Below are 24282 nucleotides of genomic sequence, written 5' to 3' on the forward strand. Positions count from 1 at the left end.
CGCTACGCATTTTGTAGGGATTTTGTATTTCATTTGTGGGGTATCTGTTCACTGCAATTTGAGCAATGCCCGGCAGGCGTCCTTGCGAGAGCGCGCCTGTCTGAATAGAGAAGGTCGTGAATGAATTTTCTAACTGATCTGAATCGTGATCGCGTAGCTGTACGGGGACTTGTTTTGGTTCTGTTCCATCATGTACTCGCATACAATTTCGGACTGGCCGATCGAGCGAATGCTGTGACTTCGCGATACGGACGTTGTATCGCCAAAGGCGAACGGTTCGTACTTGAGGGTTAGTTTTGCTGCTGTCGAGAAATTGAACGCGTAGTTGCCGCTGCTGTACGTAAATTGATGATTGATTTGTGAACTTCTGTAGCCAGCGTTCGCACTACTGATGCGTTTTAGTAAGTTACCGGGCAATGTAAATATAACGTATCCGGCTGGCGGGATCTCATAACGATCAGGGTCATTGGCCCAGCTCGAACTGGTCAGTGAAAATGTTTCGCGAGTACGATTGAAAATCTGGAACAGTACATAGGTGCCAGAGGTTTTATTACGAAGGTTAACCCACTGGGCTGGTTGCTGTTGCATGGCCTGTGCGTAGTTCGATTCATAAGTTCTTTCAAATGCGTTCTGTGCTCGAATTTCTTCGAATCTCTCTTTGCTCAATCCGGACAGATAGACTCTTTCCCGTTCGATGTCTTCCGGGGATTCCTTGCCTGTGAACTGGGAAAGGTACTCTTCAATTTCATCCATGATTATCTCTCTCGCTGTAGGGTTGTAGTGAATTTATGTGAGCGAAAATAGCAGCGTCAGTGATCCTTTGCTTGTTGGCTGTGTAATGCTTTATTTCTTTTATTCATTTTCAAATAGAAACTAAAAAAGCCCCGGTTCTTTCGAATCGGGGCTTTTTTAGTTGCAACGCTCTAACGATTACAGCGTCGGGTAGTCGAGGTAACCGACCGCGCCTTTTCCGTAGAACGTTTCCGGGTGCGGTTCGTTAAGCGGCGCGTCGGCCTTCAAACGGGCCGGCAAGTCCGGATTGGCAATGAACGGGATTCCGAATGCCACAGCGTCAGCCTTGCCCTCGGCCAGCCACGCGTTGGCGCTGTCCTTGGTGAAGCGTTCGTTGGCGATGTAGGCGCCGCCGAAGGCTTCTTTCAGTTGTGGGCCGAGGCTGTCGGCGCCTTCTTTCTCGCGGGAGCAGATAAAGGCGATGCCACGCTTGCCCAGTTCGCGGGCGACGTAGGTGAAGGTTTCGGCCAGGTTGTCGTCGCCCATGTCATGGGAGTCGGCGCGCGGAGCCAGGTGCACGCCTACACGGCCCGCGCCCCAGACTTCGATCGCGGCGTCAGTCACTTCCAGCAGCAGGCGGGCACGGTTTTCCAGGGAGCCGCCGTAGTTGTCGGTGCGCTGGTTGGTGCTGCTTTGCAGGAACTGGTCGAGCAGGTAACCGTTGGCGCCGTGGATTTCCACGCCGTCGAAACCGGCGGCCTTGGCGTTTTCCGCACCAACGCGGTAGGCGTCGACGATGTCGGCGATTTCAGCGGTTTCCAGCGCACGCGGGGTTGGATAGTCGGCCAGCGGGCGAACCAGGCTGACGTGGCCTTTAGGCTGGATGGCGCTTGGTGCAACCGGCGCTTCGCCGTTCAGGTACGAAGGGTGGGAAACCCGGCCGACGTGCCACAGTTGCAGGACGATCTTGCCACCGGCTGCGTGAACGGCCTTGGTCACGTTGGTCCAGCCGCGCACCTGGTCGTTGGACCAGATACCCGGAGTGTCCGGGTAGCCGACGCCCATTGGGGTCACCGACGTGGCTTCGCTGAGGATCAGACCGGCCGAGGCGCGTTGTACGTAGTACTCGGCCATCAGTGCGTTCGGTACGCGGCCTTCGTCGGCACGGCAGCGGGTCAGCGGCGCCATGATGATGCGGTTGGACAGCTCGAGGTCGCCCAGTTTGATCGGATCGAAAATTGTTGCCATGAGATACAACCCTCGTGAGGTAAGTGAGTGAATCAGTTAGCGGTGGCCAGCTCGGGATTGCCGTTCTGGCGGAATGTGATCAGGGTCACCAGCAGTGCGAGTACCGCCAGCGCTGCAGCGGCGAGAGGCACGCTGGTCAGGCCGTAGCCGTGGGCGATGACGCTGCCGCCGACCCAGGCGCCGAGGGCGTTGCCGACGTTGAAGGCGCCGATGTTCAGGGTCGACACCAGGTTCGGTGCGGCCTGGCCGTAGGTCACGACGTTCACTTGCAGGGCCGGCACGGCAGCGAAACACGCGGTAGCCCAGAGGAACAGGGTGATCTCGGTCGGGATCAGCGCGATGCTGGTCCAGGTCAGTACGGTGGAGGTCACGGCCATGGCGATGAACACGCCGATCAGCGTTGCGGCCAGGCCTTTGTCGGCCAGTTTGCCGCCGATGATGTTGCCGACGGTCAGGCCCAGGCCGATGAGCATCAGGGTCCAGGTCACGCCACGGGGCGAGACACCGGTAACATCGCCCAGCAGCGGCGCGACGTAAGTGAACAGAGTGAACACCGAGGCGGCGAACAGTGCAGTCATGCTCAGCGACAGCCAGATCCCGGCGCCTTTGAGCGCGGCCAGTTCGGCACGCATGTCGAGTTTTTCTTCGTCACGCTTCGCCGGCAGGAAGCGGATCAGGCCGATCAGCGCGATCACACCGATCACGGTCACTGCCCAGAAGGTCGAGCGCCAGCCAGCTTCCTGACCGAGGGCGGTGCCCAGCGGTACGCCCAGCACGTTGGCCAGGGTCAGGCCGGTGAACATCAGGGCCACGGCCGAGGCGCGTTTGTTCGGTGCCACCAGGTTGGCCGCGACCACCGAACCGATGCCGAAGAACGCACCGTGGCAGAGGGCGGTAACCACTCGGGCAAACATCAGCACCTCGTAGTCAGTGGCGATGGCGCAGAGCAGGTTGCCGATAATGAAGATGCCCATCAGCGTTACCAGTGCAGCCTTGCGCGGCAGTTTTGCAGTGGCCATTGCCATGAACGGTGCACCAATCGCCACGCCCAGGGCGTAGCCGGTCACCAGCCAGCCGGCGCCGGGAATCGACACGCCGAGGTCGGCCGCCACATTGGGCAGCAGGCCCATGATGACGAACTCGGTGGTGCCGATGGCGAAGGCGCTCAAGGCGAGTATGAGGAGCGAGAGGGGCATCGTTTGATCCTTTTGGCTGGCTGACGTTAAGGGTCAGAGCTCTTTGCTGAGGGTGCTGAGGAACGCCTGGATCACGTCCTCGTTGCGTTTGAAAAAGTGCCACTGGCCGGCTTTCTGGCTGCTGATCAGCCCGGCCCGTTGCAGGGTGGCCAGGTGGGCGGAAACGGTCGACTGCGACAGGCCGCAGCGTTGATCGATCTGCCCGGCGCAGATGCCGTACTCGTGGTTGTGGATCTGTTCCGGAAACTGGGCTTTCGGGTCTTTCAGCCAGTTGAGGATGTCTCGCCGTACTGGGTGCGCCAGGGCTTTTATTATTTCGTCGAGGTCAATGTTCATGGCTGGGTGCTCGTGATGTGTGTAGCGCTATATCGCGATGAGGCGAACTTTAAATCGGTACTTCGCGATATACCAATATGAATTTGATCTGATGACCGCATAAATCGGTATATCGGGTTATAACGATATGTTGGGTGTAAACAAACGCGGGCGCGGTGCTAAGCTGCGCCCATGAACTATCTCGCACATTTACACCTCGGTGGCCAGCGTCCCGGTCAACTGCTCGGCAGTCTGTATGGCGATTTCGTCAAAGGGCGGCTGCAAGGGCAGTTCGACCCGGAGATCGAAGCGGCAATTGCCCTGCATCGGCAAATCGATGTGTTTACCGATCGCCATCCGCTGGTGGATGCCTCACTGGCGCGGTTTTCCACGACCCGCCGCCGTTACGCGGGCATCGTCCTCGACGTGTTTTTCGACCATTGCCTGGCCCGGGACTGGACGCTGTACGCCGACCGTCCGCTCGGCCAATTCACCACCGACGTTTACCGCGTGCTGTCCAGCGAGAGGCGATTGCCCGAACGCCTGGCGAAGATCGCCCCGCATATGGTGGCCAATGACTGGTTGGGTTCGTATCAGGAATTCGAAGTGCTGGAGCAGGTGTTGCGCGGGATCTCCCGGCGCCTGACCCGGCCTGAAGAACTGGCGGGGGCGATGGAGGAATTGCGCCGGTTGTATGAACCGTTGAGCGAAGACTTTCGTTTGTTCTACCCACAGCTGCAGGACTTTGCCGGCCGGCAGCTGTAGGCAGGCGTCGCCGATCAGGCCGCGATCAGATCGCGGGCGTGTTGCGCTTCGACCGGTTTGAGCACATCGCCGAACAAGGCTTTCTGCACCGCTTGTTGCGCCTCGAACGCCAATGCCGCGCGTTCCCGGCCCTGGCAGGCAATCGGCTTGAGCAGATGAATCTCGACATCGCCGCAGTCGTTGCTGAACAGGCGCATCAGGTGCGACAGCAGATCATCGTCACCAATGAACGGCGCCAGCGAATCGATCTTGCCCTCGCGCAGATAACGGATCGCCACTGGTTGCAGCTTCACTTCCGAATCAATTGCTGCCGATAGCAGACGACCATGAAAGGTGCGCAGCGAGCGGCCGTCGGTGGTGGTGCCTTCCGGGAACATCAGCAGCGGATGATCGGTTTGCAGGTGACGGGTCATCTGTTTGCGGATCAACTGGCTGTCGCCCGAACCGCGACGGATGAACAGGCTACCGGCTTTCGCCGCCAGCCAGCCGGCCACCGGCCAGGTGCGCACTTCGGCCTTGGACAGAAACGACAGCGGCGTGAGCATGCCGAGCAGCGGAATGTCAGTCCACGACACATGGTTGCTGATCCACAGCATCGGCTGTTTCGGCAGCTCGCCGTGAACGGTCACACGAAAGGGCAGGGCATTGCTCAGGCGCGCCATGAAAAACCGCGACCAGCGCTGCCGACGCTCCATCGAATGGGCCAGCCCCAAACGTTCGAATACTCCGAAGACACTGGCCATGCTCAAGCCCAGTGTCACCACCAGCAGCACTCGCGCAATTCGCGCGTACACCCGCAGCCGGCTCATCACACCGCCGCCTTGAAGTGCTTGGCGTAGCGCGGGCAGAGTTCGTCGCGCTTGAGCAGAATGAACACGTCGGCGACCTGGAAGTCTTCGTCCCAGCACGGCTCGCCGCAGATCTTCGCGCCCAGGCGCATGTAGGCCTTGAGCAGTGGCGGCATTTCGGCGATCACGTTCGACGGAATGTCGAGGCTCGGCAGTGGATTCTTCGGTTCGGCGCGCAGGTGTTCGGTGCACAGATAACGTTCGCGCAGGCGCTGCATGATCGCGTGGGCCTGCACGCCGCCGTCCTGCATCGGGATGCTCGCGCAGCCCATCAGATAGCTGTAGCCGCCTTGATTGAGGACTTCGGCCAGTTCGCCCCAAAGCACGGCGATGGTGCCGCCGTTGCGGTAGGCCGGGTCGACGCAGGTGCGACCGATTTCCAGGATCGGGCCTTGCAGACCGGCGAGGCCATGCAGGCTGAATTCTTCTTCGCTGTAGAACTTGCCCAGGCTGCTGGCGGCGGTGTGATCGAGCAAACGGGTGGTCGCCACCAGGCGGCCGGTGTTCAGGTCACGCACGCCGATGTGGCTGCAGTGAACATCATAGTCATCCATGTCCAGACCCAGCTCCGCGCCGTTCAGCTTGGCGTTGAACTCGCCGCTGAACACGTTGAAGCGCAAGGCCTGGGCTTGCTGCAAGGCCTCGGCGCCGATCAGGCGTTCGGCTTGCAGGCGGCGTTCATTGCCGGTGTCGCTGATGCGGGCGATCTGAGTCATGTGAATCTCCGTACGGGCCTTGAACCCGTCATGGGTTGCAGCCGATCGACTTTCTTTATGCAGCCGTGTTGTGCAAAGTCAGGCTATGTAGCCCCGGTGTCATCGCCATGAATGTTTGGTGATGCTTATATGACAGCCCACGAGGAGCCTCTGATGACCTGGTCGACCCTGCTTGAATGCCGCGAACGCCTGCCCGCCGTTGCCGATCTGGCGGAGGGTTTCGCCACGCTGCTGCATCAACTGGGCAGCGTGACGCCGTTCGAACTGGCGGTGGCGGGAGGGCGGCGGATGGCGACGCCGGGGCTGGCGTTTCTGGTGGGTTATCAGGCGGCGTTGCGCATGCTCTGGCCGAGCGCGCCGCCGAGCCTCGGCGCGTTGTGTGCCACCGAGCAGCGCAGCCTGCGCCCGGCGGACATGCAGACCCGGCTCACGGATCTGCGCCTCACCGGGCAAAAGGATTTCGTCACCGCCGGTGATGCGGCGGACTGGCTGCTGATCGCCGCGCGCAGCGAGCAACCCGGCGAATCACCGCGCCTGAGTCTGGCGGTGGTGTACCCCGGCGAACCCGGCGTGCGGGTGGAAAAACTGCCGGCGCTGCCGTTGATGCCGGACATCAGCCATGGTCGGCTGCATCTCGACGATGCCCTGTGCGAGTTGCTCGCCGGGGACGGTTGGGACGCTTACGTCAAACCGTTCCGCACCCTTGAAGACGTTTATGTGTTGAGTGCAATGACCGCGTGGCTGTACGGCGTCGGTCAGGACAGCGGCTGGCCACAGCCGCTGCAATTGCGCTTGCTGGCGCTGTTGGCCGGATGCGCGGAAGTCAGTCGACAGCCGCCGAACAATCCGGCGGGGCATGTGTTGCTCGGCGGATTGTTTGCGCAGTTCGACGGGTTGAAAGCGGAAGTCGATCAGGCACTGCGTGACGGCAATCCCGAGTGGGCGACGATGTGGCAGCGCGATCAATCGGTCATGCAACTGGCGGCGGGTGCGCGGGCCAAACGATTGGCCAAGGCGTTGGCGGCAAGTCAAAACACATCTGTCATGAACGCCGGCTAGTCTTCTCAGGTTCATCTACAGAGCCCTCACCATGTTCAAAGGCCTGTCCCTGTTTCTGCTGTTGATCAGCTTCACGGTTCAGGCCGAACAATGGCCGGGCGAGCAATGGCCGACCGGTGCGAAAATCACCGGTTCTGCCGTCGATGCGTTGGAGGCCTACGCCTTTCCGACCCGCGATGACAGCACCCGCAAAGGCATCCGCACCGACGCCTTGCTGGTGATCCGCGACGGTCAGCTCATCTACGAGCGTTACGCCGCCGCGACCACCGCCGACACCCCGCACCTGACCTGGTCGATCAGCAAAAGCCTGATGGCCACGGTGTTCGGCGTGGCCTATGGCGAAGGTCTGTTCAAGCTTGATGACCCGGCCGGGCAATATTACCCGGCACTGGAAAAACACCCGGCCATTACGATCAAGGATCTGCTGCACTGGGCCTCCGGCATCGACTGGCAGGAAGACTACGAATACGCCCCGCTGAAGTCCTCGGTGGTGGCGATGCTCTACACCCGTGGCCATCGCGACATGGCCGCCTTCACCGCCGATCACGACAGCTACGCGCCAGCGGGTCAGGCGTTCCGTTATTCCAGCGGCGACAGCAATCTGTTGGCGGCGGCGCTGAAAACCATCGTCGGCCCACAGCGTTATCCGGACTATCCGTGGACAGCGCTTTTCGATCCCCTGGGCATCCGCCATGCCACCTGGGAAACCGACGCCACGGGCACTTTCGTCGCCTCTTCCTACGCTTATATGACCGCCCGGGATCTGGCGCGAATCGGCCTGTTGATGGCGCGAGACGGACGCTGGAATGACCGGCAGTTGCTACCCAAGGATTGGGTCGCCTTCAACCGCCAACCCTTCGCCGGCTACAAGGCCCATCAGGACGAAGCCGTGCCCGGCGGCCAGTGGTGGCTCAATCGCCCGGCAGACGGCGCGCCGTCGCCATGGCCCGACGCACCGCCCGACACCTTCGCCGCCCTCGGCCATTGGGGCCAGGCGCTGTACGTCATCCCGAGTGAAAAACTGGTGATCGTGCGCTACGCCGATGACCGCGACGGCAGCTATCGCCACAACGAATTGCTCAAGCGCGTGCTCGGGGCGGTGCGGCCATGAAACTGTTCAAACGAATCCTGCTGGTGTTGTTGGTCGTGCTGCTGGGCTGGGGCTGGCACGAGCGCGAAAACCTGTGGGCCTTCCCGGACATCATCAGCGCCTACACCGCCAAGGAATATTGTTCTTGCCGCTACGTGATGAACAACGACGCCGAATATTGCCGGGGCTACGTGAAGCAATGGCTGCCCAGCGAACTGACCGATGACCGCCCGCAAAAAATCGTCACCGCCAGCGGCCTGGGACGCAGCAACAGCGCCCGGTGGCAAGGCGAGCGCCAGGGCTGTCGCCTGCAACCCTGATCCGGTTCCACCCTGTGGAACCACATTCGATTGTCCTCTCGCGTGTCTCGCGGTTATCTGGCGGTGAGCACGACCTGCCGTTCATGTGTCGTGAATTCATAGCGAACAACAAGACCGGGAAACACCCGCGCGAGGAGAACCGTCATGCCGCGACATCAGCACATTCTGGCCTGGCTCAACGACGTGGCCAGCGACCTGCACGCCACCCGCCAGGACATTCACGCCCATCCTGAACTCGGTTTCGAAGAAAGCCGCACCTCGGCGCTGGTCGCCAGGTCGCTCGAAGAGTGGGGCTATGAAGTCCACACCGGCGTCGGCAAGACCGGTGTGGTCGGCGTGCTGCGCAACGGCAGCAGCACACGCAAACTCGGGCTGCGGGCCGACATGGATGCGTTGCCGATCATCGAGAACACCGGCGTCGCCTACAGCAGCCGCCATCAGGGCTGCATGCACGCCTGCGGTCATGACGGGCACACCGCGATGCTGCTCGGTGCGGCGCGTTATCTGGCCGCGACCCGCCAGTTCGACGGCACCCTGACGCTGATTTTCCAACCTGCCGAAGAGGGCCAGGGCGGGGCGGAAGCGATGCTTGCCGACGGCCTGCTCGAACGTTTCCCGTGCGATGCGCTGTTTGGCATGCACAACATGCCGGGCCTGCCGGCGGGGCACATGGGCTTTCGCGAAGGGCCGATGATGGCGTCGCAGGATCTGCTCACGGTGACCATTGAAGGCGTCGGCGGCCACGGCTCGATGCCGCATCTGGCGGTGGATCCGCTGGTCGCGGCAGCGAGTGTGGTGATGGCTTTGCAAACCGTGGTCGCCCGCAACATCGATGCCCAGCAGGCGGCAGTGGTGACGGTCGGCGCATTGCAGGCCGGCGAGGCGGCGAACGTGATTCCGCAACAGGCGATCCTGCGCCTGAGCCTGCGAGCACTGAATGCCGAGGTCCGCGAACAGACCCTCAATCGCGTGCGCTCGATCATCGAAGCCCAGGCCGAAAGCTTCGGCTGCACCTCGACCATCGAACACCGCCCGGCCTACCCGGTGCTGGTCAACCACATCGCTGAAACCGAGTTCGCCCGTCAGGTCGGTGTCGAACTGGTCGGCGCCGACGCCGTCGATGGCAACACACCCAAACTGATGGGCAGCGAGGACTTCGCCTGGATGCTCCAGCGCTGCCCCGGCGCCTATCTGTTCATCGGCAACGGCGTGGCGCGGCCGATGGTGCACAACCCGGCCTACGACTTCAACGACGACATTCTGCTGACCGGCGCGGCGTATTGGGGCGCGCTCACCGAGAGCTGGCTCAAGCCGGCCTGATTTCTTCACTTTTTGCTGCCGCTGGAACGCAGGTGCGCACGTGCCTGCGTGGTCAACCAACAGCTTCTGGAGAATCCCCATGCAGACTTCGAACGCAGGCGTTTCGCGCACTCGGCAAGTGGTCGCCGCCGTCATCGGCAACGCCCTGGAATGGTACGACTTCATTGTTTACGGCTTTCTGGCGAGCATCATCGCCCGGCAATTTTTCCCGTCCGACGACGACTACGCTTCGCTGCTGATGGCGTTGGCGACTTTCGGCGTCGGCTTTTTCATGCGCCCGGTGGGCGGCATCCTGCTCGGCATTTATTCCGACCGCAAAGGTCGAAAAGCCGCGATGCAGATGATCATCCGCCTGATGACCGTGTCCATCGCCCTGATCGCGTTCGCGCCGAACTACGCTGCCATCGGCATGGGCGCGCCGTTGCTGATCGTGGTGGCGCGGATGCTTCAGGGCTTTGCCACGGGCGGTGAATATGCGAGCGCCACGGCGTTTCTGGTGGAGAGTGCGCCGGCCCATCGCAAGGGTTTATACGGTTCGTGGCAACTGGTCGGGCAATGCCTGGCGGTGTTCAGCGGCGCGGCGATGGTGGCGCTGGTCACGCACCTGTTTTCCCCCGAGGCGCTGGACAGTTGGGGCTGGCGGATTCCGTTCGTGATCGGCCTGTTGATCGGCCCGGTGGGCTTGTGGATTCGCAAGCACATGGAAGAGCCGGAAGAGTTTCTCGAAGCGCGCAAGAAAGCCAAAGGCGCAGCGCCAGGCCTGTGGCAGGTGCTGCGCGAACATCGCCGCAGTCTGCTGGTGTCGATGGGTTTGGCGTGTGGGGCAACGGTGTCGTTTTACGTGGTGCTGGTGAACATGCCGACCTTCGCCCACAAGAACCTCGGCCTGCCGCTGGATCAGGTGTTGCTGGTGCAGATGCTCGCGGTGGGATTGATGACCGTGGTGATTCCGTTCTCCGGCGCACTGTCGGATCGCCTCGGTCGGCGACCAGTGCTGATGGCGTTCACCCTGGCATTTTTCGTCATGGTCTATCCGCTTTACGTGTGGGTCGCGGCGGCGCCGTCGATCGAGCGCCTGCTGGTGATGCAACTACTGCTGTGCACGGCGATTGGCGGGTTCTTCGGCCCGGCTCCGACGGCGCTGGCCGAGCAGTTTCCGATTGAAGTGCGCTCCACCGGGGTGTCGGTGGCCTACAACGTGGCGGTGATGGTGTTCGGCGGTTTCGCGCCGCTGATCGTCACCTGGCTGAGCAAAGTTCTGAACACCCCGGTGGCGCCGTCGTTCTATGTGTTGTTCGCTTGCCTGCTGACCCTGCTCGGTACTTACTGTTTGCAGGAGGCACCCCGCGCAAAGAAATCCGTTGCGCTCAACCTGGGAGTGAAACCGTGAGTCCGTTAGCCATTGATCCGATTGTCGCCCTCGACGCCGATGCGCTGTCCCGGGCGATCCATGCCCGCAAGGTGTCGTGTCGCGAAGTGATGCAGGCGTACCTGACGCACATTGATCGCTTCAATCCGGCGGTCAACGCGCTGGTCTCGCTGCGCCCGCAAGACGTATTGCTGAGCGAAGCCGATGAGTGCGATCGGCAACTGGATCGCGGCGAGTCCCGAGGGTGGATGCACGGCATGCCCCAGGCGATCAAAGACCTGGCGGCCACTGCCGGATTGCGCACGACCCTGGGCTCGCCACTGTTCGCCGAGCAAGTGCCCCAGCACGATGCGATCAGCGTGGCGCGGGTGCGCGACTGCGGCGCGATCATCATCGGCAAGAGCAATGTCCCGGAGTTCGGCCTCGGCTCGCAGACCTACAACAGCGTGTTCGGCACCACCACCAACGCCTACGATCCGCGCCTGATCGCCGGCGGCAGCAGCGGCGGGGCGGCGGTGGCGCTGGCCCTGCGCCTGCTGCCGGTGGCCGATGGCAGTGACATGATGGGCTCGCTGCGCAACCCGGCGGCGTTCAACAACGTGTTCGGCTTCCGCCCGTCCCAGGGCCGCGTGCCTCACGGCCCGATGCCGGAAGTGTTCGTCCAGCAACTGGCCACCGAAGGACCGATGGGGCGCACGGTCACCGACGTCGCGCGGTTGCTCTCGACCCAGGCCGGCTATGATCCGCGCGTGCCGCTGTCGCTGGCCGATGAACCACGGGATTTCGGGCTGGATCTTCAACAGGACTGCAGCGGTCTGCGCCTCGGCTGGCTCGGCGATTACAACGGCTATCTGCCGATGGACGACGGCGTGTTGAGCCTGTGCGAATCGGCGCTGGCGGATTTCAGTGCGCTGGGCTGTCAGGTCGAGGCCTGTCAGCCGGACTTTTCAATGGAACGCCTGTGGCAGACCTGGCTCACCCACCGACATTTTCTGGTGCAGGGCAGCCTCGGCGCGGCCTATGCCGATCCGCAAAAACGGGCGCTGCTCAAACCCGAAGCGCAATGGGAAATCGAGGGCGGTTTGCGTCTGACGGCAGCCGAGGTCTATCAGGCATCGGTTGCGCGCAGCGAGTGGTATCGCGCGTTGAGCGAGTTGTTCGAACGTTACGATTTCCTGCTGTTGCCCACCGCCCAAGTGTTCCCTTTTGATGCACAGCAACCGTGGCCGCGAGTCGTCGGCGGGCAGACCATGGATACCTATCACCGCTGGATGGAGGTGGTGATCGGCCCGACCCTGGCGGGGTTGCCGAGCATCAGCGTGCCGGTCGGTTTCAACCCGGCCGGGCTGCCGATGGGCCTGCAAATCATCGGCCGGGCCCAGGCGGATCGGGCGGTGCTGCAACTGGCCTACGCCCATGAACAGCTGACCCGCTGGGTCGAACGGCGACCGCCGGCATGCCTGCAATCGGCCTGAGCGGCCCGCATCTTGCTGCACGAAGTGATCTTTCATCCACATCCATGGAGGTCGAACACATGGGCAGCAAGGCAGACACCGGCAGCGTGCGCTCGGTCGAACGGGCGCTGGCCATCGTCGAATTGCTCGGCGAGCATCAGGCGCTGGGGCTGGAGGAATTGCACTACCTGACGACCCTGCCCAAGGCCACGGTGTCGCGGATGCTCGCGACCTTGCAGGAGCAGGGCTGGGTCTACCGCGGCCTCAGCGACCGCCGCTACAGGTTGTGCGCCAAGCGCCTGTTCGGTGATCGCCAGCAACGCTTCAAACGTCATCTGGTGGAGAGCGCCGCGCCGATGTTGCTGGAGCTGAGCGAGCGCACCGGGCTGGTGGCGGATCTGTCGTGCTTCGACGGCGAACGGGTCGAAGTGATGGAAAGTGCGATTCCGCAGGTGTTGCGCAAACGCTATCCAACCAACTGCCAGATCGTCGGCCATCACGCGAGCCTGTTTCATTCGGCGATGGGCCGCGCGTGCCTCGGCGAGCTCGACAGCCAGGACGTAAAACGTCTGGCCGAACGCGAACAGTTGGCGGATGACGGTGTATTGCAGGCCACCGAGCAAGCCCTGCATCAGGGCTTCGGCCAGCGTACCGAAGGCTATTGGGAATACCCGGTGCGCCTGCCGTTCCTGATTCGCGCGGTGGCGTTGCCGATTCGTGCGCAGGGGCGGCTGGTCGGCAGCATGGCGCTGCACTGGCCGATGGATCAGGCGCCGGTGGAGCGGGTGCTGAGCCTGCACCTCAACAGCCTCGCGTCGACCATCGGCGAGGTGCAGCAGGCGTTGGCCTGAGCGTTTGCAGAGACTGACAGTTTGCAATAACGCCACGGCCAGTTAAGGTTCGTGCAGGTTTATCGGCCCCACGAGTCTTCAATGTTCAACCGTTCTCTGTGCAACGCCTTCGCCGGCCTGCTGCTGGGCGCCGCTGCGCTGCCGGCCCAGGCCAACTGGTATCTGGACGGCGAGTCATCGCGGCTGTCGTTCGTCAGCACGAAAAACGCCAATATTTCTGAAGTGCAGCGCTTTCTGGTGCTGCACGGCAAGGTCGATCCCGATGGCCGCGCCGTGGTCGAAGTCGAGCTGGACTCGATCAACAGCGGCATCCCGCTGCGCGACGAGCGCATGCGCAAGGAACTGTTCCAGATCGAACAATTCCCCGAAGCGACCATCACCACCCAGATCGACCTGCGCCCGATCAACGATCTGGCCCCCGGCGCGCAGCTTGAATTGCGCCTGCCGCTGACCGTCAACCTGCACGGCAAACAGCACGAATACCCCGCCGAACTGCTCGCCACGCGCCTCGATGACCGACGCTTTCAAGTGGTGACGCTGGAGCCGCTGGTGATCAGCGCCGAGGATTTCGATCTGCTGCCAGGGCTGGAAAGCTTGCGCAACATGGCCGGCCTGTCGGCCATCAGTCTGTCGGTGCCGGTGGGTGCGGTGCTGATCTTCACGGCGCGCTGACATGCGCGGCGCGGTGTTTCCGTGGCGTGATGGCAACCGCTTCGAGCTGTTGATCGACGGCCCGCAATTCTTCCCGCGCATGCTCGACGAGATTGCCCGCGCCCGCGAGCAGATCGAACTGGAGCTGTATCTGGTGGAGGCCGGCGCCTGTGCCGAAACCATCGTGCAGGCGCTGGTGCTGGCGGCGGAGCGGGGCGTGCGGGTGCGTTGCCTGTTCGATGATTACGGCAGCCTCGCGTTCACCCTCACGCTGCGTCGACGGCTGACCGGTGCCGGGGTCGAGCTGCGTTTTTACAATCGGCTGAACTGGCGGCGTTGGGTCGGTAATTTCTATCGCGATCATCGCAAGCTGTTGCTGGTCGACCAGCGTCTGGCGGTGGTCGGCGGCACCGGGGTCACCGACGAATTCTGGACGCCGGGCCACGACACCAGCGAATGGCACGAGGTCATGGTGGAAATCACCGGCCCGCTGGTACTCGACTGGCAGTTGCTGTTCGACCGCCAATGGATCGCCAACCGCCATCGCCGGGCCTGGCGGCCCAACGCGCATTTCGGCCTGCCGCGATTGCCCCGCGTGCCGGACACGGGCGAGGGCATGGGCCGCGTGGCCTACGCCGACGCCCGCCAGCACCGGGACATTCTGCAATCGCTGTTCCGCGCACTGAACAGCGGTCAGCAGCGGATCTGGCTGGCGACGCCGTACTTTCTGCCGACCTGGAAAATCCGCCGCTCCCTGCGCAAGGCCGCCGCCCGTGGCCTCGACGTGCGCCTGCTGCTGACCGGGCCGCGCACCGATCATCCGTCGGTGCGTTATGCCGGGCATCGCTACTACCCGCGCCTGCTCAAGGCCGGGGTGAAAATCTACGAATACCAGCCGTGTTTCCTGCACCTGAAAATGGTGCTGGTGGACGATTGGGTCAGCATCGGTTCGTGCAACTTCGATCACTGGAATCTGCGCTTCAATCTTGAAGCGAATCTGGAAGCGCTGGATCCGTCACTGACGGCAGCGGTGGCGGCGAGTTTCGAGAAGGACTTCGGCCTGAGTCAGCAGGTGAGTCTGGAGGAATGGCAGCGCCGGCCGTTGTGGCGGCGGGTGAAACAGAGGGTGTGGGGCTGGGTGGATCGGGTGGTGGTCAACTTGCTCGACAGACGCGGATAACTCTGATTCCGAGCATTCCATAAGTCGAATGTGGGAGCGGGCAAGCCCGCTCCCACATTGGTTTCGCAGTGTTACTTACAGCAACTCAAAGCTCTGCTGCGTCACGTCCTGAGAATCCAGGCCGATCTGCACGTTGAACTTGCCAGGCTCGGCCGCGTACTTGAGCTGGGCGTTGTAGAACTTCAGGTCATCCTCGGTGATGGTGAAGTGCACGACTTTCTGCTCGCCAGCCTTGAGCATGATTTTCTGGAAGTTCTTCAGCTCCTTGACCGGACGGATCATCGAACCGGTCACGTCCTGGATGTAAAGCTGCACCACGGTTTCGCCGTCGCGCTTGCCGGTGTTCTTGACCATGACACTGGCGTCGAGCTTGCCGGTGGCGTTCAGGGTGGTCGAGGACAGCGCCATGTCGCTCAGGCTGAAGTTGGTGTAGCTCAGGCCGTAACCGAACGGAAACAGGGGACCTGTGGTGTCATCGAAATACTGCGAGGTGTAGTTGCCCGGTTTGCCCGGCGTGAACGGCCGGCCAATGCTCAGATGGTTGTAGTAGGTCGGGATCTGGCCTACGGAACGCGGGAAGGTCACCGGCAGTTTACCCGACGGGTTGTAGTCGCCGAACAGCACGTCAGCGATGGCGTTGCCGCCCTCGGTGCCGCTGAACCAGGTTTCCAGAATCGCGTCGGCCTGTTCTTTCTCTTCCAGAATCGTCAGCGGACGACCGTTCATCAGCACCAGCACCAGCGGCTTGCCGGTGGCTTTCAGGGCACGGATCAGCTCACGCTGGTTTTCCGGGATGTTCAGGTCGGTGCGGCTCGACGATTCGTGGGACATGCCACGGGACTCGCCCACGGCCGCAACCACAATGTCGGCGTCCTTGGCGGCTTTCACCGCTTCGTCGATCAGCACGTTGGCCGGGCGCGGGTCATCGACCACTTCCGGCGCATCGAAGTTGAGGAAGTTCAGGTAGTCGAGGATCTTCTTGTCGCTGGTGATGTTGGCGCCACGGGCGTAAATCAGGTTCGCCTTGTCGCCGATCACATTGCTCATGCCGTCGAACAGGGTCACCGATTGCGCCGGACGACCGGCGGCGGCCCAACTGCCCATCATGTCGATCGGGGCCTTGGCCAGCGGGCCGACCAGCGCGACTTTGGCGGTTTTCTTCAGCGGCAGGGTTTCGTTCTGGTTCTTCAGCAACACCAGGCTGCGACGCGCCACTTCACGGGCGTCGGCGCGGTGCAGGCGGCTGTCGGCGTAGGTGTCGGCCGGATCGTCTTCAGCCTTGCCGATGCGCAGGTACGGGTCCTTGAACAGGCCCATGTCGTACTTGGCAGCGAGCACTTCACGCACTGCGTTGTCGATGTCTTTCTGTTCGATCTCGCCGGACTTGAGCAGCCCCGGCAGCTCTTTGCCGTACAGGGTGTCGTTCATGCTCATGTCGATGCCGGCCTTGATCGCCAGCTTCGCCGCTTCACGACCGTCGCGGGCCACGCCGTGTTTGATCAGTTCGAAGATCGCGCCGTGGTCGCTGACCGCCAGGCCCTTGAAGCCCCAGTCCTTGCGCAGCAGGTCGTTCATCAGCCAGGTGTTGGCGGTGGCCGGGATACCGTTGATCGAGTTCAACGCCACCATCACGCCACCGGCGCCGGCATCGATAGCCGCGCGGTACGGTGGCAGGTAGTCCTGGTACATCTTCACCGGGCTCATGTCGACGGTGTTGTAGTCGCGACCGCCTTCGACCGCGCCGTACAGGGCGAAGTGCTTGACGCTGGCCATGATGCTGTCGGCCGCGCTCGGGGTCTCGCCCTGATAGGCCTTGACCATGACTTTGGCGATGCGCGAGGTCAGGTAGGTGTCTTCACCGAAGCCTTCGGAGCTGCGGCCCCAGCGCGGGTCGCGGGAGATATCGACCATCGGCGCGAAGGTAATGTCGAGGCTGTCGGCGGCGGCCTCTTTGGCGGCAATGCGCCCGGACTGGCCGATGGCGTCCATGTCCCAACTCGACGCCAAAGCCAGCGGAATCGGGAAAATCGTACGGTGACCGTGGATCACGTCGTACGCGAAAAACATCGGAATCTTCAGGCGGCTGCGCATGGCGGCGTCCTGCATCGGACGGTTTTCCGGGCGGGTGATCGAGTTGAACGTGCCGCCGATGTTGCCGGCGGCGATCTCTTTGCGGATCAGCTCGCGGGGCATTTCCGGGCCGATGCTGATCAGGCGCAACTGGCCGATCTTCTCGTCGAGGGTCATTTGCTTCATCAGGTTGCTGATGAACGCGTCCTTGTTTTCCAGGGGTACCGGGGTCGTGGCGGCCAGTACTTGATGACTGGCCAGGCTGACGAACAGGCCCAGCAAACACAGCTTCTTCATGAATAGTTTTCTCAAGGGCCTAAACGGCGTTGCAATGCCGGCCAGCCAAAATTTAGGGAGCGACTATTGTTGTTCGGGTGCTGATTCAGAAAACGACAGCCGAATGTACGTCGAACGTTTCGGCGACGTGATCGCGCAGGGCCTCTTTTTAGCCCATCGGCCCGCTGCAATCCAGTGGCGCGGGCGATTATGCCCCAACCGCCGGCTGAGAATGTTTCGCGATTCATTATTCATGAAATGTGCAAGGGAGCACCCGTCCGATGAATGTCAGTCCTGTCTACCGCTCGCGTTTGCAGGTCGCCACCCTGCTGGTGCTGGCCACGTTGTTGACCGCTTGCGGCATCAACAACATCCCGACCCTCGACGAACAGGCCAAGGCCGCCTGGGGCCAGGTGCAGAACCAGTACCAGCGCCGCGCCGACCTGATCCCCAATCTGGTGGAAACCGTGAAGGGGTACGCCAGGCACGAAGAGGAAACCCTGACGGCAGTCATCGAGGCCCGGGCCAAGGCGACGTCGATCCAGGTCGATGCCAACACCCTCGACAACCCGGAAAAGCTCAAGCAGTTCGATCAGGCCCAGAATCAACTGACCGGTGCCTTGAGTCGGTTGATGGTGGTGTCCGAGCGTTACCCGGACCTGAAGGCCAACCAGAACTTTCTCGCCCTGCAATCGCAACTTGAGGGCACCGAAAACCGCATTGCCGTGGCCCGCCGGGATTTCATTCTGGCGGTGCAGAAATACAACACCGAAATCCGCACCTTCCCTGGTCGCCTGTGGCACAGCGTGATGTACAGCAACCTGCCGATCCGTGAGACCTTCGAAGCCACCAGCCCCGGCGCGGACAAGGCCCCGGAAGTGAAGTTCTGAGCCGGGGATGCCCATGCGTGTGTTGAAGATGGGCCTGGTGCTGATGCTGTGGCTGTTCGCCGTCAGCGCCCGGGCCGAGTTGACCTTCCCGGCACTGACCGGGCGGGTGGTGGACGACGCGCAGATGATCGAACCGTCGGTGCGCGCGCAACTGAGCCAGCAGTTGCAGGCCCACGAACAGGCGACCGGCGAGCAACTGGTGGTCGTGACACTGCCGAACCTGCAAGGCTCGACCATCGAGGACTACGGTGTCGAACTGGGCCGGCACTGGGGCATCGGCCAGAAGGACAAGAACAACGGCGCCCTGTTGATCGTCGCCCGGGACGAGCGCAAATTGCGCATCGAAGTCGGCTACGGGCTGGAGGATCGTCTGACCGATGCGCAGAGTTCTGTGATCATCCATCAGGTGATCACGCCATCGTTCAAGGCCGGCAACTTCAGCAAAGGCATCAGTGACGGTGTGGCGGCGATGCTGGTGGTGCTGGGCGGCAATCCATTGGACGAGCCTTCCACGGTGTACGAATCGGCCGGTGATCCTGCCGATGATTTTGTCTCGCGGCACCCGGCGTTGTTCGTATTTCTGGTGATGTTGTTCATCCTGACTGTTTTTGTCTGCCAGATGCTCGGTATCCTTCCCGCCGGCCGGGGTGGCTCCGGAGGAGGGGGCGGCTTCGGTGGCGGAGGTTTTGGCGGCGGCGGTGGAGGCGGGGGCGGGGGCTTCAGCGGCGGCGGTGGCAGTTTCGGCGGGGGCGGGTCCTCCGGCGGCTGGTGATAACAATAATGAGCAGGCACTTCACGACATGGCATTACTGACTGAACACGAACAACGCAAGGTCGCCGAGGCTATCGCCCGGGTCGAGCGCGACACCGACGCCGAACTGGTGACGGTGCTCGCGGCCCGCGCCGATGACTATGCGTACATCCCGCTGCTGTGGGCCAGCCTGCTGGCGCTGGTGGTGCCGGGGATCGTGCATTACCTGACCGGCTGGCTGACGATGCGCAGCCTGTTGCTGGTGCAGTGGGGCATTTTCATCGTGCTGTGCCTGTTGTTTCGCTTGCCGAAAATCACCACACATCTGGTGCCACGCCGTGTCCGGCACTGGCGCGCGTCAAACCTGGCGCGGCGGCAGTTTCTCGAACAGAACCTGCATCACACGGTGGGCAGCACCGGCATGCTGATTTTTGTCTGCGAGGCGGAGCGGTATGTGGAGATTCTGGTGGATGAGGGGATTTCCAAGAAGCTGGATAACAAGAGCTGGGATTCGATTGTCGCGGCGTTTACCGAGCAGGTGCGGCAGGGGCAGACGTTGCAGGGCTTTGTCACGTGTATCGAGGCGTGTGGGGAGTTGCTCAAGGTGCATGTGCCGGTGACGCAGGTCAGGAATGAGTTGCCGAATCGGTTGGTGGTGTTGGGGTAGCTTTGATTTTTGCGTTTGGCTTTAGAACCACCCCTCACCCCAGCCCTCTCCCAGGAGGAGAGGGAGCCTACCGAGGTGTCTTTCGCTATCCATCGACCTGAAATGTCGAGTGGATTATGGATTCAAAGCCAATCGTTCAAGTCGGTGTACTTCCTCAATATCCCCCAGTCGGTTCCCTCTACCTCTGGGAGAGGGCTAGGGTGAGGGCCGCTTTTAAACGCCGTTCGGTAAATAAGCGCGTGTCCCTAACCCCCATCCCCCCTAAACTAGCGTCCATTCCCGTTTTGCCCGTCCGAGGCCGCTTTTTCCCATGTCCGTTACCGCTCCTTCCGCATCTGCCAAACCGGCGCCCGATCACCACGCCCGGTTCATCGAGCTGCTGCAAACCAGCCTCGAACAGAACGGCTTCATCAAACTGGTGCTGGCCAAGTACGTCGGCGAAGAAGCGGACCTGCAGCGGATCATCATCAAACCGGTGACGGTCAAGGCGCAGCCGTGCCTGTCGTTCGTTTATCGCTACAAGACCCGCGACATCACCAAGAACCTGCCGTTGGATGAAGCGGTCACGACGATTGCCGGGCTGCTGCCGGCGGCGTTCAAAAATGCGCATTTGCTGGCGCTGACTGACGAAGCCCAGCTCGAATACAGCAAAAAGGGCAAGAGCTCGCTGTTCATGAGCAAACCCCAGCAATTACGCGAAGTGCCGTCCGCCGAGCACAACCGCGAGAAAAACCGCTTCCTCGATCTGAACCGGCCGTTCCTCAAAGACCTGGGCGTGACCAACGCGCAACACGAACTGATCCCGGCGATGTCGCGCAAGTGGAAGCAGATCAACAAGTTCATCGAAGTTTTCAGCCATGCGCTGACCTCGTCGCCGCTGGCGCTGGACAAACCGGTGCGGGTGGCGGATTTCGGTTCGGGCAAGGGTTACCTGACGTTCGCCATTCATGACTATCTGCGCAACACCTTGAAGGCCGAAGGCGAAGTCACCGGCGTCGAACTGCGTGAAGAGATGGTCAATCTGTGCAACACCGCCGCCGCGAAGCTGGAACACCCGGGGCTGGTGTTCAAATGCGGTGATGTGCGCAGTGTGGCGCCGAGCGAGCTGGACGTGATGATCGCCCTGCATGCCTGCGACATCGCCACCGACTACGCGATCCATACCGGCATCCGCTCTGGCGCATCGATCATCATGTGCTCGCCGTGCTGCCACAAACAGATTCGTTTGCAGATCCAGAGCCCGGCGCTGCTCAAGCCGATGCTGCAATACGGTCTGCACCTGGGCCAGCAGGCGGAAATGGTCACCGACAGCTTGCGTGCGCTGTTCCTCGAAGCCTGCGGTTACGAGACCAAGGTGTTCGAGTTCATCTCCCTGGACCACACCAACAAGAACAAGATGATTCTGGCGGTGAAGCGCGCCGAGCCGTTGGACCCGACTCAGCTGCTGGTGAAGATTCAGGAATTGAAAGCGTTCTACCAGATCAGCGAGCACTGCCTGGAAACCCTGCTGCTCGCTGATGGCCTGCTGAAGCTCAAGGCTTGAGCTGAACCCCGGCCGGTAACGTGCCCGGTTGAGCCGGGCGCACCGCCGTCTTGCGCCCGAGCATCACCGTCGCGATCACCCCGCAGGCGAACAGCCAGGTGATCGGCTCCACGTGTTCGCCGAAGAACAGCGCGGAAAACGCGATGGTGAAGAAGATCTGCAACAACTGGATCTGACTGACCCGGGCAATGCCACCCATGGCCAGCCCGGCGTACCAGGCGAAGAACCCCAGAAACTGCGAAAACAGCGCGACATAACCAAACGCCCACCAGGTTTTCGTCGACACCGCGCCCTGATGCTGCAACGCCAGATACAACACCGGGCCGATCAGCAGCGGCGTAGACAGCACCAGCGCCCAGCAGATCACCTGCCAGCCACCCATCTCCCGGGCCAGACGCCCGCCCTCGGCATAACCCAGACCGCCTACCGCAATCGCACCCAGCATCAACAGATCCCCGGCCTGAATGCTGCCGGCGCCGGTGTACAACGCGTAACCCAGCACCAGCGCACTGCCCAACGCGGCGCAGGCCCAGAAGGCTTTCGACGGGCGTTCATGGGACAGCCACGCGGCGTACAGCGCCACGCACAGCGGCTGCAAACCGTTGACCAGCGCGCCGTGGGACGCCGGCAAGGTCTGCATGGCCCACGCCGACAGCACCGGGAAACCGAGAATTACCCCGGCGATCACCAGGCTCAGGCCTTTGACCTGCTGCCAGGTCGGCCACTTTTCCCGACGCCACAACAAAAGCGCCGCTGCCGGAATCGCCGCGAACAACGCGCGGCCGAGGCCATTGAGCAGCGGGTGCAGTTCCTGCACCACGATGCGGGTGAAGGGCAGGGTAAGGCTGAAAATCACCACGCCGAGCAGGCCGAGGGCCATGCCGGTGTTTTCGCGCGAAGACATGAGGGCAACCCGATTCAAAGGTGGCAGGGAGGTGTCTTCATCTAGCCACAAACCACGGCAATCGGGCTGTTACAGCTGAGCGCAGAGTTATCCATACAGTTTGCGAACGCCATCGCGGTCCTTGGACTACTGTGAATATTCCTGTGCATTCACCAGAGGAGTCCTGCCCATGGCCGCGAAAAAGATTCTGATGCTGGTCGGCGATTACGTCGAAGACTACGAAGTGATGGTGCCGTTCCAGGCCCTGCAAATGGTCGGTCACACCGTCCACGCCGTGTGCCCGGACAAGGCCGCCGGCAAAACCGTGCGAACCGCGATTCATGATTTTGAAGGCGACCAGACCTACAGCGAGAAGCCCGGTCACCAGTTCGCCCTGAACTTCGATTTCGCCAAGGTCGATGCCAAGGATTACGACGCACTGCTGGTGCCCGGTGGTCGTGCGCCGGAATACCTGAGGCTGAACGAAAAAGTCCTGGAACTGGTGCGAGCTTTCGACAAGGCCGGCAAGCCGATTGCCGCCGTCTGTCACGGCGCGCAACTGCTGGCGGCGGCGGGGATTCTCGAAGGGCGCGAGTGTAGCGCCTACCCGGCCTGTGCTCCGGAAGTGCGGCTGGCCAGCGGCACCTACATCGACATCCCGGTCACGGACGGCCACGTCCAGGGCAACCTGGCGACCGCGCCCGCCTGGCCGGCGCACCCGAAATGGCTGGCCGGTTTCCTGGGGTTGCTTGGAACCAAAATCACCCTGTGACACATCGATAAGGAGAAGCAACATGTCCGGATGGTATGAGTTGAGCAAAAGCAGCAATGGCCAGTTCAGGTTCGTACTGAAAGCGGCGAATGCCGAAACCATTCTGACCAGCGAGCTGTACACCACCCGCACGGCCGCCGAAAACGGCATCGCCTCGGTGCAAGCGAACAGCCCGCTGGATGAACGCTACGAGAAAAAATCGACAAAGGACGGCCATCCCTACTTCAACCTCAAGGCAGCCAATCACCAGATCATCGGCAGCAGCGAATCCTATTCATCGGACGCGGCGTGTGCCAAAGGCATCGCCAGCGTCAAGGCCAATGGGCCGTCCAAGGTGATCAAGGACAAAACCCTGCCTGTCCTTTGAATCCAGCACAAAACCCTGTGGAAGCCCGGCTCCCACAGGGTGTGTGGCCTGAAATCAGCTCAGGCTTTTGAGAATGGCCTGCAACTGATTACGCCCGGCCTCGCTCAGCGGGAACACCGGCAAACGCGGTTCGCCGACTTCCAGATCGGTCAGTCGCAGACCGGCCTTGATCGTCGCCGGCAAGCCGCCCTTGAGGATGAAGTCCAGCAGCGGCAACTGGCGGTAGAACAGCTCGCGCGCCTTGCCCAGATCCCCCGCCAGCGTGGCTTCGTACAGATCCAGATTGAGCTGCGCAATCAGGTTCGGTGCCGCCGTGCACCAGCCGCTGGCCCCGGCGGCGAAGGCTTCCAGCGCCAGCGGGTTGCAACCGTTGTAGAACGGCACCCGGCCTTCGCCGAGCAGTTGCAGCTTGTGCATGCGCTGGATGTCGCCGGTGCTCTCCTTGACCATGGTCACGTTTTCCACGCCGTTGACGATGCGCAGGATCAGCTCCACCGACATGTCGGTGCCGCTGGTGGCCGGGTTGTTGTAGAGCATGATCGGCACGCCGATGCTGTCGCCGATGGCACGGTAGTGAGCGAGGATTTCCGCTTCGGTGAGCTTCCAGTAAGAGGTCGGCAGCACCATCACCACGTCGGCGCCGTGGGCTTCGGCGAAACGTGCGCGGCGCACTGCTTTGGCGGTGGTCAGGTCGGACACGCTGACCACGGTCGGCACCCGTTTGGCCACGTGCTTGATACTGAATTCGGCGACCTGGTCCCACTCCGCATCGCTCAGGTAGGCGCCTTCGCCGGTGCTGCCCAGTGGCGCGATGGCGTGGACGCCGCCGGCGATCAGCCGGTCGATCGAACGGCCGAGGGCCGGCAGGTCAACGCCTTCGCCGTTGGCGCCGAACGGGGTGATGGTGTAGCCGATGATGCCGTGAATATTGGACATGAGAGTGCTCCGC

At 62.1% G+C, this 24282-nt stretch carries 25 protein-coding genes; 16 read left to right on the forward strand and 9 right to left on the reverse strand.

What is annotated here, in order from left to right; genetic code table 11:
- Positions 1 to 129: 129 nt before the first annotated feature.
- The 4 genes from QR290_RS07850 to QR290_RS07865 all read right to left on the reverse strand — a co-directional run bounded on the left by QR290_RS07850 (position 130) and on the right by QR290_RS07865 (position 3512).
- Positions 130 to 753, reverse strand: a complete 624-nt coding sequence (locus QR290_RS07850; protein ID WP_115076834.1) for a hypothetical protein — start codon at positions 751 to 753, stop codon at positions 130 to 132.
- 177 nt (positions 754 to 930) lie between these two features.
- Entirely contained in the window at positions 931 to 1980 is a 1050-nt protein-coding gene (locus tag QR290_RS07855; protein ID WP_115076835.1) for an alkene reductase, read from the reverse strand.
- A 32-nt stretch (positions 1981 to 2012) separates the two neighbouring features.
- A complete protein-coding gene (locus tag QR290_RS07860; protein WP_007957864.1) occupies positions 2013 to 3176 on the reverse strand; it encodes an MFS transporter in 1164 nt (387 codons plus the stop codon).
- 33 nt (positions 3177 to 3209) lie between these two features.
- On the reverse strand, positions 3210 to 3512 hold the full coding sequence (locus QR290_RS07865) for an ArsR/SmtB family transcription factor (protein ID WP_007957866.1): 303 nt from the start codon (positions 3510 to 3512) through the stop codon (positions 3210 to 3212).
- A gap of 171 nt (positions 3513 to 3683) precedes the next feature.
- Between QR290_RS07865 and QR290_RS07870 the strand changes: the two genes are divergently transcribed.
- Positions 3684 to 4256, forward strand: coding sequence for an ACP phosphodiesterase (locus QR290_RS07870; protein WP_289204657.1), 573 nt, complete (start codon positions 3684 to 3686; stop codon positions 4254 to 4256).
- A 14-nt stretch (positions 4257 to 4270) separates the two neighbouring features.
- Here the strand turns inward: QR290_RS07870 and QR290_RS07875 are convergent, their stop codons facing one another.
- Together QR290_RS07875 and olsB are read right to left on the reverse strand one after the other, a co-directional pair.
- The gene (locus QR290_RS07875; protein WP_289204658.1) at positions 4271 to 5065 is read right to left on the reverse strand and encodes a lysophospholipid acyltransferase family protein; all 795 of its coding nucleotides are present in this window, start codon (positions 5063 to 5065) and stop codon (positions 4271 to 4273) included.
- Positions 5065 to 5820: an L-ornithine N(alpha)-acyltransferase gene (olsB, locus tag QR290_RS07880; RefSeq protein ID WP_007957877.1), complete on the reverse strand. Its 756-nt coding sequence runs from the start codon at positions 5818 to 5820 to the stop codon at positions 5065 to 5067. Before olsB ends, QR290_RS07875 begins: the two co-directional genes overlap by 1 nt.
- A 153-nt stretch (positions 5821 to 5973) precedes the next feature.
- Here olsB and QR290_RS07885 point away from each other — a divergent pair, with 153 nt between their 5' ends.
- The 9 genes from QR290_RS07885 (at position 5974) to QR290_RS07925 (ending at position 15114) form a co-directional block, all read left to right on the forward strand.
- Complete coding sequence (locus QR290_RS07885; RefSeq protein WP_115076838.1) at positions 5974 to 6879, forward strand: acyl-CoA dehydrogenase family protein; 906 nt, start codon at positions 5974 to 5976, stop codon at positions 6877 to 6879.
- Positions 6880 to 6910: 31 nt separating this feature from the next.
- Entirely contained in the window at positions 6911 to 7990 is a 1080-nt protein-coding gene (locus tag QR290_RS07890) for a serine hydrolase domain-containing protein (RefSeq protein WP_289204659.1), read from the forward strand.
- A complete protein-coding gene (locus QR290_RS07895) occupies positions 7987 to 8289 on the forward strand; it encodes an amidase (RefSeq protein WP_289204660.1) in 303 nt (100 codons plus the stop codon). Before QR290_RS07890 ends, QR290_RS07895 begins: the two co-directional genes overlap by 4 nt.
- A 144-nt stretch (positions 8290 to 8433) precedes the next feature.
- Positions 8434 to 9609: a M20 aminoacylase family protein gene (locus QR290_RS07900; RefSeq protein WP_289204661.1), complete on the forward strand. Its 1176-nt coding sequence runs from the start codon at positions 8434 to 8436 to the stop codon at positions 9607 to 9609.
- Between the two features lie 79 nt (positions 9610 to 9688).
- Positions 9689 to 10999: a citrate-proton symporter gene (locus QR290_RS07905; protein ID WP_115076842.1), complete on the forward strand. Its 1311-nt coding sequence runs from the start codon at positions 9689 to 9691 to the stop codon at positions 10997 to 10999.
- Positions 10996 to 12453 carry an amidase gene (locus tag QR290_RS07910; RefSeq protein WP_289204662.1) on the forward strand — a complete coding sequence of 486 codons (1458 nt, stop codon included), beginning with the start codon at positions 10996 to 10998 and terminating at the stop codon, positions 12451 to 12453. The genes QR290_RS07905 and QR290_RS07910 overlap by 4 nt, the downstream gene beginning before the upstream one ends.
- 59 nt (positions 12454 to 12512) lie before the next feature.
- Positions 12513 to 13283, forward strand: a complete 771-nt coding sequence (locus QR290_RS07915) for an IclR family transcriptional regulator (RefSeq protein WP_289204663.1) — start codon at positions 12513 to 12515, stop codon at positions 13281 to 13283.
- Between the two features lie 81 nt (positions 13284 to 13364).
- Positions 13365 to 13955: a YceI family protein gene (locus QR290_RS07920; protein ID WP_064594019.1), complete on the forward strand. Its 591-nt coding sequence runs from the start codon at positions 13365 to 13367 to the stop codon at positions 13953 to 13955.
- 1 nt (position 13956) lies between these two features.
- Entirely contained in the window at positions 13957 to 15114 is a 1158-nt protein-coding gene (locus QR290_RS07925) for a phospholipase D-like domain-containing protein (RefSeq protein ID WP_192563818.1), read from the forward strand.
- A 75-nt stretch (positions 15115 to 15189) separates the two neighbouring features.
- Here the strand turns inward: QR290_RS07925 and bglX are convergent, their stop codons facing one another.
- On the reverse strand, positions 15190 to 17481 hold the full coding sequence (bglX, locus tag QR290_RS07930; protein ID WP_289204664.1) for a beta-glucosidase BglX: 2292 nt from the start codon (positions 17479 to 17481) through the stop codon (positions 15190 to 15192).
- A gap of 260 nt (positions 17482 to 17741) precedes the next feature.
- On the opposite strand from bglX, the gene QR290_RS07935 reads away from it, so the two are divergent.
- From QR290_RS07935 to QR290_RS07950, 4 genes are all read left to right on the forward strand, one after another.
- Positions 17742 to 18350: a LemA family protein gene (locus QR290_RS07935; RefSeq protein WP_115076847.1), complete on the forward strand. Its 609-nt coding sequence runs from the start codon at positions 17742 to 17744 to the stop codon at positions 18348 to 18350.
- 13 nt (positions 18351 to 18363) lie between these two features.
- Positions 18364 to 19122: a TPM domain-containing protein gene (locus QR290_RS07940; protein ID WP_289204665.1), complete on the forward strand. Its 759-nt coding sequence runs from the start codon at positions 18364 to 18366 to the stop codon at positions 19120 to 19122.
- Between the two features lie 28 nt (positions 19123 to 19150).
- Complete coding sequence (locus QR290_RS07945; protein ID WP_262194341.1) at positions 19151 to 19768, forward strand: TPM domain-containing protein; 618 nt, start codon at positions 19151 to 19153, stop codon at positions 19766 to 19768.
- A gap of 310 nt (positions 19769 to 20078) precedes the next feature.
- Complete coding sequence (locus tag QR290_RS07950) at positions 20079 to 21311, forward strand: class I SAM-dependent methyltransferase (protein WP_289204666.1); 1233 nt, start codon at positions 20079 to 20081, stop codon at positions 21309 to 21311.
- On the opposite strand, the gene QR290_RS07955 is transcribed toward QR290_RS07950, so the two are convergent.
- Positions 21301 to 22215, reverse strand: a complete 915-nt coding sequence (locus tag QR290_RS07955) for a DMT family transporter (RefSeq protein WP_289204667.1) — start codon at positions 22213 to 22215, stop codon at positions 21301 to 21303. The two genes, QR290_RS07950 and QR290_RS07955, sit on opposite strands and share 11 nt — an antisense overlap.
- Before the next feature lie 169 nt (positions 22216 to 22384).
- Between QR290_RS07955 and QR290_RS07960 the strand changes: the two genes are divergently transcribed.
- Both QR290_RS07960 and QR290_RS07965 read left to right on the forward strand, forming a co-directional pair.
- Positions 22385 to 22966 (forward strand): DJ-1/PfpI family protein, encoded by a 582-nt coding sequence (locus QR290_RS07960; RefSeq protein WP_289204668.1) that lies wholly within the window; start codon positions 22385 to 22387, stop codon positions 22964 to 22966.
- A gap of 22 nt (positions 22967 to 22988) precedes the next feature.
- Positions 22989 to 23333, forward strand: a complete 345-nt coding sequence (locus tag QR290_RS07965; protein WP_115076852.1) for a YegP family protein — start codon at positions 22989 to 22991, stop codon at positions 23331 to 23333.
- A gap of 54 nt (positions 23334 to 23387) precedes the next feature.
- Here the strand turns inward: QR290_RS07965 and QR290_RS07970 are convergent, their stop codons facing one another.
- A complete protein-coding gene (locus tag QR290_RS07970) occupies positions 23388 to 24269 on the reverse strand; it encodes a dihydrodipicolinate synthase family protein (RefSeq protein ID WP_115076853.1) in 882 nt (293 codons plus the stop codon).
- Positions 24270 to 24282: the final 13 nt, after the last annotated feature.

It is taken from the genome of Pseudomonas fluorescens, from assembly GCF_030344995.1.
Classification (GTDB): Bacteria; Pseudomonadota; Gammaproteobacteria; order Pseudomonadales; family Pseudomonadaceae; genus Aquipseudomonas; species Aquipseudomonas fluorescens_BF.

Excerpts from the sequence above, each read along its gene's own strand:
- QR290_RS07895 (WP_289204660.1), top strand. The coding sequence starts at position 7,987 with ATGAAACTGTTCAAACGAATCCTGCTGGTGTTGTTGGTCGTGCTGCTG.
- bglX (WP_289204664.1), bottom strand. The coding sequence starts at position 17,481 with ATGAAGAAGCTGTGTTTGCTGGGCCTGTTCGTCAGCCTGGCCAGTCAT.
- QR290_RS07890 (WP_289204659.1), top strand. The coding sequence starts at position 6,911 with ATGTTCAAAGGCCTGTCCCTGTTTCTGCTGTTGATCAGCTTCACGGTT.
- QR290_RS07920 (WP_064594019.1), top strand. The coding sequence starts at position 13,365 with ATGTTCAACCGTTCTCTGTGCAACGCCTTCGCCGGCCTGCTGCTGGGC.
- QR290_RS07860 (WP_007957864.1), bottom strand. The coding sequence starts at position 3,176 with ATGCCCCTCTCGCTCCTCATACTCGCCTTGAGCGCCTTCGCCATCGGC.
- QR290_RS07945 (WP_262194341.1), top strand. The coding sequence starts at position 19,151 with ATGGCATTACTGACTGAACACGAACAACGCAAGGTCGCCGAGGCTATC.
- QR290_RS07950 (WP_289204666.1), top strand. The coding sequence starts at position 20,079 with ATGTCCGTTACCGCTCCTTCCGCATCTGCCAAACCGGCGCCCGATCAC.
- QR290_RS07960 (WP_289204668.1), top strand. The coding sequence starts at position 22,385 with ATGGCCGCGAAAAAGATTCTGATGCTGGTCGGCGATTACGTCGAAGAC.
- QR290_RS07855 (WP_115076835.1), bottom strand. The coding sequence starts at position 1,980 with ATGGCAACAATTTTCGATCCGATCAAACTGGGCGACCTCGAGCTGTCC.
- QR290_RS07915 (WP_289204663.1), top strand. The coding sequence starts at position 12,513 with ATGGGCAGCAAGGCAGACACCGGCAGCGTGCGCTCGGTCGAACGGGCG.
- QR290_RS07925 (WP_192563818.1), top strand. The coding sequence starts at position 13,957 with ATGCGCGGCGCGGTGTTTCCGTGGCGTGATGGCAACCGCTTCGAGCTG.
- QR290_RS07965 (WP_115076852.1), top strand. The coding sequence starts at position 22,989 with ATGTCCGGATGGTATGAGTTGAGCAAAAGCAGCAATGGCCAGTTCAGG.
- olsB (WP_007957877.1), bottom strand. The coding sequence starts at position 5,820 with ATGACTCAGATCGCCCGCATCAGCGACACCGGCAATGAACGCCGCCTG.
- QR290_RS07870 (WP_289204657.1), top strand. The coding sequence starts at position 3,684 with ATGAACTATCTCGCACATTTACACCTCGGTGGCCAGCGTCCCGGTCAA.
- QR290_RS07900 (WP_289204661.1), top strand. The coding sequence starts at position 8,434 with ATGCCGCGACATCAGCACATTCTGGCCTGGCTCAACGACGTGGCCAGC.
- QR290_RS07875 (WP_289204658.1), bottom strand. The coding sequence starts at position 5,065 with ATGAGCCGGCTGCGGGTGTACGCGCGAATTGCGCGAGTGCTGCTGGTG.
- QR290_RS07865 (WP_007957866.1), bottom strand. The coding sequence starts at position 3,512 with ATGAACATTGACCTCGACGAAATAATAAAAGCCCTGGCGCACCCAGTA.
- QR290_RS07940 (WP_289204665.1), top strand. The coding sequence starts at position 18,364 with ATGCGTGTGTTGAAGATGGGCCTGGTGCTGATGCTGTGGCTGTTCGCC.
- QR290_RS07955 (WP_289204667.1), bottom strand. The coding sequence starts at position 22,215 with ATGTCTTCGCGCGAAAACACCGGCATGGCCCTCGGCCTGCTCGGCGTG.
- QR290_RS07970 (WP_115076853.1), bottom strand. The coding sequence starts at position 24,269 with ATGTCCAATATTCACGGCATCATCGGCTACACCATCACCCCGTTCGGC.
- QR290_RS07885 (WP_115076838.1), top strand. The coding sequence starts at position 5,974 with ATGACCTGGTCGACCCTGCTTGAATGCCGCGAACGCCTGCCCGCCGTT.
- QR290_RS07905 (WP_115076842.1), top strand. The coding sequence starts at position 9,689 with ATGCAGACTTCGAACGCAGGCGTTTCGCGCACTCGGCAAGTGGTCGCC.
- QR290_RS07935 (WP_115076847.1), top strand. The coding sequence starts at position 17,742 with ATGAATGTCAGTCCTGTCTACCGCTCGCGTTTGCAGGTCGCCACCCTG.
- QR290_RS07850 (WP_115076834.1), bottom strand. The coding sequence starts at position 753 with ATGGATGAAATTGAAGAGTACCTTTCCCAGTTCACAGGCAAGGAATCC.